At 42.6% G+C, this 13,663-nt stretch carries 8 protein-coding genes; 1 reads left to right on the top strand and 7 read right to left on the bottom strand.

What is annotated here, in order from left to right:
* Window positions 1-244: 244 nt before the first annotated feature.
* The 7 genes from PSYC_RS12040 to PSYC_RS07825 form a co-directional block, all read right to left on the bottom strand.
* The gene (locus PSYC_RS12040; RefSeq protein WP_406621521.1) at window positions 245-361 is read right to left on the bottom strand and encodes a DUF2474 domain-containing protein; all 117 of its coding nucleotides are present in this window, start codon (window positions 359-361) and stop codon (window positions 245-247) included.
* Between the two features lie 49 nt (window positions 362-410).
* A complete protein-coding gene (gene cydB, locus PSYC_RS07850; protein ID WP_011280781.1) occupies window positions 411-1,427 on the bottom strand; it encodes a cytochrome d ubiquinol oxidase subunit II in 1,017 nt (338 codons plus the stop codon).
* A complete protein-coding gene (locus PSYC_RS07845) occupies window positions 1,427-2,950 on the bottom strand; it encodes a cytochrome ubiquinol oxidase subunit I (RefSeq protein WP_011280780.1) in 1,524 nt (507 codons plus the stop codon). The genes cydB and PSYC_RS07845 overlap by 1 nt, the downstream gene beginning before the upstream one ends.
* Before the next feature lie 621 nt (window positions 2,951-3,571).
* The gene (locus PSYC_RS07840; protein ID WP_011280779.1) at window positions 3,572-6,178 is read right to left on the bottom strand and encodes an esterase/lipase family protein; all 2,607 of its coding nucleotides are present in this window, start codon (window positions 6,176-6,178) and stop codon (window positions 3,572-3,574) included.
* A 266-nt stretch (window positions 6,179-6,444) separates the two neighbouring features.
* Window positions 6,445-7,584: a tetratricopeptide repeat protein gene (locus tag PSYC_RS07835; protein WP_011280778.1), complete on the bottom strand. Its 1,140-nt coding sequence runs from the start codon at window positions 7,582-7,584 to the stop codon at window positions 6,445-6,447.
* A gap of 225 nt (window positions 7,585-7,809) precedes the next feature.
* Complete coding sequence (coq7, locus tag PSYC_RS07830; protein ID WP_041758039.1) at window positions 7,810-8,448, bottom strand: 2-polyprenyl-3-methyl-6-methoxy-1,4-benzoquinone monooxygenase; 639 nt, start codon at window positions 8,446-8,448, stop codon at window positions 7,810-7,812.
* Between the two features lie 200 nt (window positions 8,449-8,648).
* Window positions 8,649-9,989, bottom strand: coding sequence for an MFS transporter (locus PSYC_RS07825; RefSeq protein ID WP_011280776.1), 1,341 nt, complete (start codon window positions 9,987-9,989; stop codon window positions 8,649-8,651).
* Between the two features lie 492 nt (window positions 9,990-10,481).
* Between PSYC_RS07825 and PSYC_RS07820 the strand changes: the two genes are divergently transcribed.
* Window positions 10,482-13,619 carry an autotransporter assembly complex protein TamA gene (locus PSYC_RS07820; RefSeq protein WP_011280775.1) on the top strand — a complete coding sequence of 1,046 codons (3,138 nt, stop codon included), beginning with the start codon at window positions 10,482-10,484 and terminating at the stop codon, window positions 13,617-13,619.
* Window positions 13,620-13,663: the final 44 nt, after the last annotated feature.

Raw genomic sequence — 13,663 nt, 5'->3', positions numbered from 1 at the left:
ATAGCGTTATTTAGAAAATACAGTAGAAATTAACCCCATAAGAAAACCGCAGCCCTAAGTGATTAGCGCTGCGGTTTTTTATTAATGGTTAACTGGATATAGTCGGTGAAAAGTAATATCGATACAACACGTACTACTGGTGCAAATTTTTCTTGCTTGCTGTGCCTACGCAGACAGAGGCTGCAAAAAATTTACACCAGCAATACTGTGGCGACTTTAAAGTATTTCAACTATAGATAAATACTTATACGCCCATTGCCAATTTAATCAACTGGGCAATGGTAAAAATCGTCAAAAAACCAGCGACATACAAACCAATAAACCATGCCCATTGCGATTGTTTTTTACTAAGATTTTTCATAGGATTCTCCTGAAAAATTAGGACTTAGAATTAGGACTTAGAATACTGCTTAATACATATGCTCGTGATCGGTTTTACCTTTAAACGTATAGTAGGCAAACGCGGTATAACTCAAAATAATCGGTAGCATAATTCCGGCACCAATAAGCATAAATGATAATGAAGTATCCGCTGCTGCTGCCTCATAAATGGTCATTTGATATGGCACGATATAAGGGAAAATCGCAAAACAAACACCAATATAACCCATCAAAAACAGCGCGACGGTCAACAAGAACGGACGATATTCACGCTCTGAAGTCAAGTCTTTGTGCATAAAGAAAAATAACGCCAAGACGATAATCGGCATCGGTGCAAGGTATAATAAACCGGGGAAACTAAACCAGCCTTCAAGCGCATCAATATCTGAGAAGTACATAAAGGCAGTGACGACAATCATCGCTACTACCAGTGCTGACAGCATCCAACCAGAGACTTTGCGAGCCCAAACTTGTAGCTTGTGCTCAGTCTTAATAATCAACCATGTCGAACCAAGTAGCGCATAACCGATAATTAGGGCGATACCGCAAACCACAGAGAATGGCGTGAGCCAGTCAAAAGGACCGCCGGTATATAAGCGATTGCTAGCCTCTAATCCTTGAACTAGAGCACCGAGCATAATCCCTTGGAAGAAGGTAGCAACCACAGAGCCGATAAAGAAAAAAGTATCCCATACATAGCGGTGTGAGGTTGCTTTAAAACGGAACTCAAATGCCACGCCGCGCATAATCAAACCAAATAACATAAAGGTTACCGGCAGATAGAGCCCTGTCATAATAATGCCATAAGCGACTGGAAAAGCGGCAAATAAGCCACCACCGCCCAATACTAACCATGTCTCATTACCATCCCAAAAAGGGGCGATAGAGTTCATCATGCGGCTTCGATTTTTGTCGGAACCTGCAAACGGGAATAAAATACCGCAGCCCAAATCGAAGCCATCGAGTAACACGTAAACGAAGACAGCTAGGGCAATTAAACCGCCCCAGATGAGGGGTAAATCTAATACGTCACCAAAGTTAAACATTAGCGTAACCCTCCATCTTCGACGTCATCGGCAGGCTCATCAAGATTTTTAGTTGAATTGTCTTTAGCTGAGTTTGATTCCATATTTTCACTGGCATTACTATCGCCACTTAGGGTGCGACCTTGACCTTCAGTGATAGAATGCTCATAGAAATTATCATCAGCAGGGTTTTCGTACGGCTGTGGACCCTTTGCAATCAAGCGTAGGATATAGAAACTACCTGCGCCAAATACAAACACATACAGCACGATAAAGCCAATCAGTGTCGTTGCGACTTGTTGTGCCGCAACTGGAGACATGCTTTCAGCCGTCCGTATGACACCATAAACTGTCCATGGCTGACGCCCAGTTTCAGTGACAAACCAACCAGCTAGTAGGGCGATAAAACCCATCGGGGTCATCATCATCCATAATCGGTGGAACCAAACACTGTCAGAATTAAACTGCTGTTTTTTAAAGTATTTATACAGACTAAATAATCCCACCAATACCATGAGCATACCAATGGCAACCATGATACGAAACGCCCAAAAGACAATGGGAACGAATGGTCGATCTTCTGGTGCCCAGTTTTTAAGACCCTTCACTTCTTTATCAAATGAGTGGGTTAAAATTAAACCGGATACGTAAGGTATTTTAACTTCATAGTGATTCTTTTCCGCTTTTTGGTCTGGAATGCCAAATAAAACCAAGGGCGCACCGCGCTCATTTTCCCAAAGCCCTTCCATCGCTGCGACTTTGACAGGCTGATGCTCTAGCGTATTAAGCCCATGCATATCGCCAATAAGTACTTGTACTGGGGCAACAAAAATCGCCATCACCATTGCCATACCCAGCATGACACGACCGTGTTTTCGATGTTCGACATGTTTTTTAGATTGTAGATAATACGCACCGATACCACCGATAACAAAGGCAGTCGTCAAGAAAGCTGCGGTCATCATATGGGCATAACGGTAGGGGAAAGAGGGGTTAAAAATGATTTCTAACCAATTGGTTGGATAAAGTAGACCATCAGCCCCCACCATAAATCCTTGTGGCGTCTGCATAAAGCTGTTGGCAGCCAAAATCCAGAAACCTGATATCAGCGTACCGATAGCGACAATCGCCGTTGAGGCAAGATGCATGCGTTTACTAACGCGACCCCAACCAAATAGCATAATCCCTAAGAATGATGCTTCTAAGAAAAAGGCAGTCAATACTTCATAAGCGAGTAGTGGACCCAGTACGTTACCCGCTTTATCGGAGAACACTGCCCAGTTGGTACCGAATTGGTAGGACATCACCACGCCCGATACCACACCCATTCCAAATACCACGGCAAATATTTTTACCCAGTGCTTATACACTTCGGCATAAATAGGTTCACCAGTTTTCAGCCAGCGAAACTCTAAAACCGTCAAAAAGCTGGCAAGTCCGATAGAAAAAGCTGGAAAAACAATATGCCATGAAATAACAAAAGCGAACTGGATACGCGCAAGCATCAGCGCATCAAGCTGGTCAATCATAAATGTAGCGAACATAAGCGGTTACCCTTATATTGTAGCTGAATAGCGCTTGCTTCCATGTTACGCTGAAATCATTGTTCATAGCTATCCGTCGATACGGATGTCAGTAAGATAATAAGTGTTACGAACAATAGTCAATGAAAACTGGCTATCGTTGTCATTTAGACAACACCTTATCTATGATAATTTAAGTGCTACTATTTAGTTAAAGTTAATAATTTATGTCCTTATAAACTATAAGGTATGTCTCTTATGGCATTATATAAAATATTTTCTCTTCCAGCATTATGCGCCTGAGTATGCTTACGCGCAAGTTGCTATCAAGCCATATTGCACACCTATTGGTCATAAATGATTAACAATGTAATTGAGTGCTTTTCAAGTCATAGCTATTGTTTAAGTAAAGTTGTTAATAGATACATAACAGTAATATAAAACAACATTTTTTAATAATGTATTTTTGCTATCTATAGTCATTGAAAAGTAATATCGATACAACACGTACTACTGGTGCAAATTTTTCTTGCTTGCTGTGCCTACGCAGACAGAGGCTGCAAAAAATTTACACCAGTAGTACTGTAGCGACTTTAAAGTATTTCAACTATATTTAAAAAATCTATTGGAAAAGTAATGAAGCTATTGCTTTAATTGTTGATGCAAGATACGTCGTAAGGTCAAAATCGTTTGTGGGTTTTCTTGGATACTATGACCGCCATTTATAACAGTCTCAGACGTCGCACCATCAAGATGCGCGCTGGTATAGGGCACGATACCATCTGACAGACGCTCGGTTAATGCTTGGCTAATTTCTTCATTGACTGTAACGGCAGCGACCAGCGCCTCAGCCGGTAAAGTATCTGTCTTAGTAGGTGCGTCTTTTGCAATCTCTACATCAACCACGGCAGCTGAAACGTCTAAATTATCTGAGTTTTCAATATTGCTGGTACTGCTGCTATCGACAGTCTCAATCACACTATCGTCATTCTCTATGACTGCTTGCGACAAATCAAGTTTCACGCCTGCTGGTTGCATTGCTGCCAGACCTCTTGTGATATCGGCATCGTTATTGGCAATGATCGAATGATAAGTAATACGCTTATTGATGCTAATGTCTTTGGTTAATTGAATAAAAGAAGATTTGTCACTCAATTGACTGGCACCATTTTGTAGATATAGCGCCCCTAGAGGGTTATTCGCCAAATCGCCTTTGATAGTAATGGTTGCCAAATTGTCCGTGACGGTTTTTAATAAGCCTACAGGCAGATAAATAATTCGGCGTAAGGCACGGGTAAACCAACGATCGGCATAGTCAGTACCTTGAAAGGGTGAGGACAAAAAGACGGCGGTATCAACTTGCGGCAGTGCATTTAATTCAAATCGGTTGCCTAGCTCCTTATTAGTCAGTGCTTGCTTAAGCATGGCATCGACCTGACGTTGGCTGCTATTTGCCAATAGGTTTTTGTCGTCTAAGGCATCCAAATTGTCTGCCAAGTTGTCATCAGACAACATCATACGAGCAATGATGCCACCCATACTATGGCTAATAATGACGCTGTTTTTGCTGGCAAGATTTTTAGCATTTGGGTCAGTTTGTTGATAAGTGGCATTGATTAATTTTTGGATTTGATAGCGATTTTCTAAAATAGGCAAATTGGTTGGGTAAAATATTTGCCATACTTGATAGTTATTACGTAATTTATCATCATTAAAAATATCATTGGTCAAATTGACCCACGTTGCCGGACTTGATGCCAGACCATGCAGCATGATAATTACGCGTTTGTTAGGGTCATAAGGCTCAAGCATAAAGAGTTTGGGTAAACTGGCTTCTTTTTGGCGAGTAATGAGGTTTAGATAGCCGACACCATCGAGCTGATTTTCTGCCAGCCAGAGCCCATAACCGGCAGAGAAGTTGGCTGCCAGTGGATAATCATCGCCTAATATAGAGGCGCTCTCACTGCGATATGGATTATATAAATGGATATCGAGCTGCTCGCTACTTAGGGTGTCGAGCACACTAGTGCCAGTAGGTTTAATCAGTCCCGTCATTAGCAAATGACCAGTAGGGTAAATGCGCAAGCTGGCATCTTCTTCTTGAGCGCCTTTTGTGGCGTTGCTTGAGTTATTGTTGCCAAGTCTGCCATTAGCAGCTTCTTGGCTGAGTTGACCTGAAAGCGCAGAGAGTAATAACTGACGAATAGTGGTGGTGTAGCGATCGTCCAATGACGCCACCAAACTGATACCTAAACCCGGTCGCTTGCTAATTGAGTTTAGCCCTGACAAGCGCAGCTCGTAAGTAGACACTAAGTCTGCAAGCGCAGAATTTTTCTCATTGGCATTTTTAAGATAGTTATTTTCATTGGGCAAATAGACGTTCAGATGATAATTGTCTACTTGCACCTTCATTACTTTGACTTGATCGGTCGGCTGTCCCTGAACAGGCGAGTGATTGGCAATGGCGGCAAGCTCATTACCATCATGCGTGTTGCTATTAGCTGTCGTGGCAAGATGCTCTACTTTTACATTGCGCATCAATTGGTTCATGTCACCTGTTGATTGATAAAGCTGAGTAATAACATCATTACTGGCGGCATTGTAGATATCTTGAGTTTGGATATCGATATTACTTGGGATACGGTTTCTAGTACGTGAGCCGCTTATTTTTTTATCGGCTCCTTCAAAATCATGCGCTAAGCTGTCATAGAATAAATAGGTATAGCTAGATTTGAGGGCGTCAAAGAGACGCTCTTGATACTCGATTAAACATATCTCAGTTTTGCTTTGCTGCGTCTTAGCTTCGGCATCATCTAAAGGCGCATTGGCATAATAGGGATCAAGTGGTGGGCGGGCGAGCGCATCGCTACAGCTTTTTGAGGTAGAGAGTTGGCGCGCTTTTGCATAGTGCAGCTCTGAAAATGCTGCCAGTGCTGGGCGATAATGCCTATTAAGCATGCTGTCAGCAAGCTGCGTTAAGCACAGCTCAAATTGCTGCATACAGGCTTGCTCATTAAGTCCTGCTGACAATAACAATGACGCGGTATCACTACTTAGCTTGTTATCAGTGACGATATTACCTCGCTGCGCCGAAATCGTCTTGGCAGATGCCTGTCTATTGACAGAGACAGCGCTACAAGCAGGTAGTATTAATATTGCCATAGCTGATAGCAGTGCCAATATAGCTAAAGGTGTCTTATTTTTATGAGTAGCTGTCGGCGCATTATTGATAGGGTCAGCGAAAATCATAGGTAATTCCAGTGAATAATGGACAGGCACGTATTATTAAATAGCAATTATATTAGAATGAGTGTAGCGGAAGTTTGGTGCTGCGACTATCGCTTTTATAGTGCGCATTTATATTTGACGAAAAAAAGCGTCTTTGGTCTATATTGTTAAGTTCTCAATATAAAAAAAGACGCTAGATTGATGATTATTAAGTATTTTTTAAATACTCTTTTAGCTATTTTTGATGACATATTTTTTATACGCCACCTTGTTTATAAGGATTTTATTTACATATTTGGTTTAATATTTGATGCTGGTAAATCCCAAATGTAAAACTTACCGTCTTCGATTAGCTTGATTTGCTGACGGATAACCGTGTTGTCTGGGACTTTTTGCTCCAAACGACGCAAACGCTCTAGCGCTTTTTCACGGCGATCACTCAATACATCTGATTGTGCCAAACTTTGCTCAGCTTCGGTATAGCCTAAGCTGACCGCTTGATCAAGGTACTTTTGACCTTCCTTAAAACCGCCGCCTTCTGAGAGCATCATGCCATAGATAAAGTTGGCTTCGCCGCTATCCGGTTTGATTTTGATGGCACGGTCAATATACTGCCCACCGCGTACCGTATATTCTGAACCTAAATCTAAGTTACGTCCCATACCATTTAACTTAGCTGCACGTAATAGCACATCGTAAGAAGCATTAAGCGATTTGGCATAAGGTTCAATCCAGTCGGTTAATACTTTAATTTTTTCGCGAGCGTTGTGACGTTGGGTGCGGTTAGGGAAATTTGGTGGATAGTGGCGTGCATTTGGCGACACCTCTTTAATGAAATCATCCAGTAAGCTGACATCCAGTTTGTCGGTGCCAAGACCTTTTTGCTGTGCTATTAAGATGGTAGGTACAAAGCTGATGTCTGAAAGGTGCACTTGCGGCGTTGGAATGTTTGGTAGTTGACCACTACGTAAATCGATACCCGTTGCAACCATTGGTCCACGCTCATAAACTCGCGTTGTCCCTGTAAGCTCAGTATTTTGGTTGGCTTGTGCTACTTGATTTTGGGTAGTATTTTGAGGAGCACGATTGGGCTGTATATTGTTGGTTTGAGTATTAGTAACTTGGGTGCTGCTTTGTTCAGTAGCGTTGATATTTGCTTGAGCACTTGCTTGTGCAGCAGTACTTGTTGCTGCTTCTGCTTGAGCAGTAGTTGCCGCCTGAGTAGCAATGACTGCATTAGGTCTAGCAAGACGAATCACTCGTTTGCTTGAGTCAATCGCGCTTGGTACAGCAGTGTTTGCAGTGGCTGAAGCATCAACTTCGGCAGCATTGACAGGCGCAGATAACATCATGGCGCAAGCTGCAGCTACTGCGGTTAAAGTCGCAAACTTATGCTGCGAGTGGGTCGGTTGACTGATGACTTTCATAAAGATAGTTACCTTATTTAATCGTTGTTTTGTCTATTTAGTCGTTATTGAGAAATTCATTGCTGGATAGCTGCTAGATATCTAAGTCGTATTCATACAGTTAAGGCAAAATCGTACAATTTTTTTATACCCTAGCAAATTAATATCAATGCGAACCATGGTAGGATTGTTAAAAGTTATTACTGAGGCAGTTTTTACAGCAATGTGTTTTTCAAAGTAAATCAATTAAAGATGATAGGCCGTGGCTTTCATGCGGTTTGCCATCCAGCGCATGGTATGGCGTATGGGTGGCGACAATGCAGCGCCGCCATTGGCAAGTGCCAACTCACGATGATGCAATTCCTCGCTATCCATTTGTGCCAATATCTCTTTTGAGCGCTGATCTTGCGGTGGTAATTGTCCAATATGATCTTGTAGATGTTCGCTAACTTGTGCTTCCGTTTCAGCGACAAACCCCAAGCTAAAATCGTTAGAGATGGCACCTGCTACCGCGCCGAGACCAAACGACATACCATACCATAAGGGTGTAAACACACTCGGATGACTACCAAGCTCGCTCAAACGGGTCTCGCACCAGACCAGATGGTCAACTTCTTCTTCAGCCGATTGCTGCATGGCTTGTTTGACATTCTCATCTTTTGCCGTAAATGCTTGCCCATGGTACAACCCTTGCGCGCATACTTCTCCGGTATGATTGATACGCATCAGCCCTGCAACGTGCCGCGATTCTGTGATACTCAGCTCAGGAATCTCATCACTACTCACGGGCAGAGGACGGGTACTCGGATTGGAGTGCGGTACGACCGCTCGCAATGCCTTGTCTACCCCAAGCAGTAATTGATCGATTTTGGATAAGGGACGCAAAGCCATGGTTCACTCCTGATGGCATTATTTATTATGAACGACGTGTTGCTATGAGCTTTTTAAAGCGTTGCAACGGCCACTACTACTTAATCATAGACCTTACTATAGCAAACAATATCAATGGTCGGCATCATAATAATTACGCGCTCGACAATAGACTTATAATGAAAGTTGTTATCAATACTGTTGGTTCAAACCCTTTAATCATGTCTGTTTAGCTGGTCATCATGGGTTTGGATGCTGGTATGTTTGATATGTTTATTCAGCTTTGCATATAAAAATATCCCAAAGGCAATATTGAGCAAGCCTGTGACTAGGAATAATTGCGGTAGTGACATACCTAAGCTATTTAATACAACGATAGAGAAGATAGCGGAGCCAACCATAAAAATGGCGTTAAAGATATTATTGGCACCGACAATGCGAGCACGGTGGCTTTTGGGTGCATACGCCTGCATAGACGCATATAAAGGGACGATATATAAGCCGCCACTAAAGCCCAAAAAGAATAAATCGACAAAAACGCGCCAGCTACCAGGGATATCAAATAATCCGCCAACTCCGATTAATGCCTCGGTATTCATATCAATCGACAATCCTGACAGTGAAAAATACAAGTCGATAGCAAAAATACTTAAACCGGCGATACCATAAGGTAATAAATGTAAGCTGACCTGATTTTTGGTGAGTCTTTTACATAATAATGAGCCAATGGATACCCCAACTGAGAATAAGGTCAGTAAGAAAATTACCACTGATTCATCGCCGTGTAAAAGGACTTTGCTAAATTCAGGCGTTTGGGTTAAAAAGGTGGCGCCATAAAACCAAAACCAGCTATTGCCCAAGATGACAAAGAATAAAAACCGTAACGAATATAAATAGCGTACCGTTGACACACTGGTCGTAAAGATATTCCAATTAATCTTTAAATCAGGCTGCATCGCTGGCATGATAGGTATAGATCGGGCGGAAAAATAACCTAATATCGCGACTACTAGTACCGTCAGACTAATCCAATATAGCGGCTGCGGTATTTGGGTTAGGAGGCCAGCCATAATCATACCGAGTAATATCGCTAGTGATGTACCCATTTGAAACAGACCATTGGCACCGACCAACTCATCTTCTTGCATCGCTTGTGGCAAATAGGCATATTTGATAGGCCCAAAAAAGGTAGATTGTGTACCCATCAAAAACAACGCGACAAATAATAGTGCGTACCACTCAAAGATAAAGCCCACTGCCGCAATCCCCATAATTGACAGCTCAAGCAGCTTAGTAAAGCGAGTCAATTTAGACTTTTCAAACTTGTCAGCGATTTGTCCTGCCAGCGCCGAAAATAGAAAATACGGCAAAATAAATAACATTGCCGCCAAGTTATTTAAAATACTGACCTCAACGCCAAGCTGACTTGCCGCCGTGTAGGTCAGCAGCAATATCAGTGCTTGCTTAAAAATATTGTCGTTAAACGCCCCCAAAAATTGGGTAAAAAACATGGCTCTAAAACGGCGACGCTTAAATAACTGAAACTGATTGGCCATGAAAATTCCTACAAATGGGTCAAGAGAAGTAAAAGTGAAGCAAAACGGATAAGACAGCCATTAATATTGTGATAATTATCAACGCTATCAAAAACTTAACTAAATATGACATAGGTTTTACCAATGTTAAGCCGTATAATAGCAAGGCTTTGGTAAAAATACATACGTCCAATGCAAAAATACATACGTCCAATGCTATGATTTCATAATTAACTAAGTTATGATTTGTAGATTTTAGCCGATTGAATTCTAATAGAGTGAGTAATGGCAAAGGTTTGCCAACGCTGAAATGGTCTGATGCGAGTAATTTTTTATATACTAATTACGTGCTCATGCTTCAATCATACGCTAAACCGTCAGATAAAAAGTAGAGTTGCAAGTTAAAAAATTGCTTTAGTTCATTACAATCGTTGTCATCACTGTATATACCGCCAAGACTTAGTAGTCGTCAGCGTCAGCAACCTTGCACTGCGTGAGGGAATAGGAATGAATATGAAACACCAGCCTTCAACGCCAGCGCACAATTTAGCAATGATGTCGCCTGACACTTCAGACCACCAAAATGACTCAATAAAATCTAGCGCTGCTATTAATACTAATGATACTCCGCGTCTTTATTTTACCCGCACAGCGCTTTTTAGTGCATTGACCACAAGCTTAGTCGGCTTTGGCTGTAGTCTTGCCCCTGCCGCTTTTGCTGCTACTACTGATTTAAATAACAGCGCTACAAACAGCCAAATACTGGTAAAGATTGCTACAGCAGCGTTGCCAAAAACCTCCAAAGCGGCTATTTCTGATGATGCGCAAGCTTCTGATACAAACCAAAATTTAGAGCAGCAAGCCGCAGCGATACAGCAGCAGGGTTATCAGATGATGACGCCTGAAGAGATTGATCGTGAGCTTGCGGCGATGGACAGGCAAAACGCACAATATATGGATAGAATTGGCACTAGTAATAATAGTGGCTTTGCTGCGCCCGTAGCTACTTTAGACGATCGCACGCCGCCGCTTGGGCTGGATGTGGAGTTGGATGCGACCAATCTGCCGACACCAAGCAATTTAGACACATTAGGCATTAATGAAACCGCAGAGATTATGGCGCGTCCTATTACTGTTAGCGATGCTGTCAGTAGCGGTAATGCCAGTGAGATGATTGATAACGACATTTTAGTCAACGTCAATCAAGCAAAAAATACAGAAAATTCGATCAATCCTGATGACTATTTTCCAGGTTATGAAAATGATACTGAGGCGGTTAGCGCAAGTATCGAGCAAGCCAAAACGCCAAGCCCGATGGCGCGTAATAAAGGCAATATCGTCAAGCGTCTCTATAATCGGTTGTTTAATGCAGGCTCACTTGCGCTACCATATGTAGACACCACGATTTATTTGCAACAAGCAGCGGCTGACAGTACCAATAATAAGGCTGCCAAGCCCATACTAATCAAAGCAGATGATGATGTGCAGCCCATTAAGAACATCAAGGCGGCGCTTGATGACACCACCGTGCAATCCGTTGTTGACTTTACAGCAGCACTACCACGCTTACGCCAAACCGCATTAGATGCGGCAAAAGCGGTTGGTTACTATGACGTGACTTTGCGTTTACGCCAGCCTTATACAGACACGATTGATGTCATCATTGAAAAGCTGGGTGAGCCAGTACGCGTCGATAGTCGAATTGTCGATATTCGCGGTGCAGGCAGTGAGCAAAAAGAATTTGCTGCGTTAGAAAAAGATTTGCCACCAAAAGAGGGTGATATTTTTAACCACCGCGTCTATAAAGACAGTAAATCTGCCCTTGAGTCGCTCAGTAATACTTACGGTTACTTTGATCAAGATTGGTTAAATAAATCTGTCGATATTATCTTACCTGACAACACAGCGGATGTTTCGCTGGTTTACAATACCGGCAATCGTTACGAGTTTGATGAAGTGGTGTTTTTTACTTATGATGAAGACTCGGGAACACTGACACGTGACCCTGAAAAACTGCCAGTTGAATTGTCATTGTTAAGACAGTTATTCGACTTTAAGGAGGGCGACCCTTTTTATCGTCCTGCGGTGACCAAATTCAGTAATGATTTATCGGCGACCCGTTATTTTAATACCATCAACGTTGAGTCGATTTTGCCGCCAGATGAGCGCACGCAAAATGCTACCTTAGCCTTTGATAACTCACCAAATGCTGACAATACTATTGAAACGACAGATGACGAAGTGAACAATGCTACTGATGTTAATGCTCGCCAAATAGAGGGTGTTGGCAATGACGGCGAGCTTTATACCAATAGCGGGGAAAAAGTGAATGCTGCCGATATTACTGCTATTGAATTTGAAGCCGATGAAGAGACGCTTGAGAAGCTACAGGCGATTAAGCAAAAAGCAGAACGCTTAAGCCGTCTGCCAAATGATCGTGTATTGGATGAAAAAGGCCAAGATTCAAACAGTATTTTAGGCAAAATAAGTGATGCTATCAGTGACGTTGCACAAAAGATATTCCCTGATGAGAAAAGCATACTGGCGGATGAGAACTTCGTGCCACCGACATTGGTAGGGCGTAAAACACCGCAAGAAGTGTTAGAGAGCAAGAAAGTACCACTGTACGTGTTTGTGGCGGCGAATAAACCGCGCGATGCTCAGGTGGGTATTGGTTATGGTACGGATACGGGTGTCCGTGCAACCGCGAAAATAGATTATAATTTGCTCAATCGTAAAGGCTATCAGGCAGGGCTTGAGACAGAAGTTTCGAGAATTACTAAAAATGTCGGTGTCTATGCTAGCCGGCCATGGAAACACCCTTTGAATGACAAGCTTGAAGCAAGTTTGATTTATGAAGAAGAGGCGATTAATCAAGGTGAAGGCAATTTCGATTTGTCTACCAAAACCCTAAAAGGGTCGCTAGCGCGTAATATCCGCCGTGAAAGTGGTTGGAATCGCAGTTACTCTCTGCGTTACCGTTTAGATGAGTTAGAAACGGGTATTGATGATGAAGCGCAGTTAAACAACCTTCCTATTCGCTTTACGTCCTCAAAGCCTAGACAGCAAGCATTATTACTTGGTTATGGCGTTAGTAAAACAGATGTGGACAGTGCGACTAATCCTACTAGCGGTATCCGCCAATATTATTCGATTGAAGCGGGTGCTGACAAAGCGCTTAGTGATACCAATCTGGCAATCGCTCGCGCTGGCGTCAGCGGTATTTATAGCTTTGGTGCCGATGATAAGCATCAAGTGCTTGGCAGTATCAATACCGGTTATATTTGGGCAGATGACTTTGATGAGGTACCTTATAAACTGCGCTTCTTTGCTGGTGGTGACCAAAGTATCCGTGGTTATGACTACGAAAGCTTATCACCACTAGATAAAGGCTATCTGACTGGTGGGCAAATCCTCGCGGTCGGTAGTGCAGAGTATAACTATGAGTTTAAACCCGGCTTTCGCGGTGCCGTTTTCACTGACATTGGTAATGCTTATGACAAAGATTTTGACACAGATACTAAAGTCGGCGTCGGCGTTGGTATTCGCTGGGCATCGCCCGTTGGCGTGGTGCGCGTCGATGTCGCCGCTGGCGTGACAGAAGAGAGTATTCCAGTCAGGTTACATCTGTTTATTGGCTCTCCTTTATAAAAATAGTATATAAAAAGAGCTGTTGTATTTATTATTCTAGCGAT

The organism is Psychrobacter arcticus 273-4, assembly GCF_000012305.1.
GTDB lineage: Bacteria > Pseudomonadota > Gammaproteobacteria > Pseudomonadales > Moraxellaceae > Psychrobacter > Psychrobacter arcticus.
The sequence above is the reverse complement of the archived record's forward strand: the minus strand, read 5'-3'. Positions and strand labels throughout refer to the sequence as shown.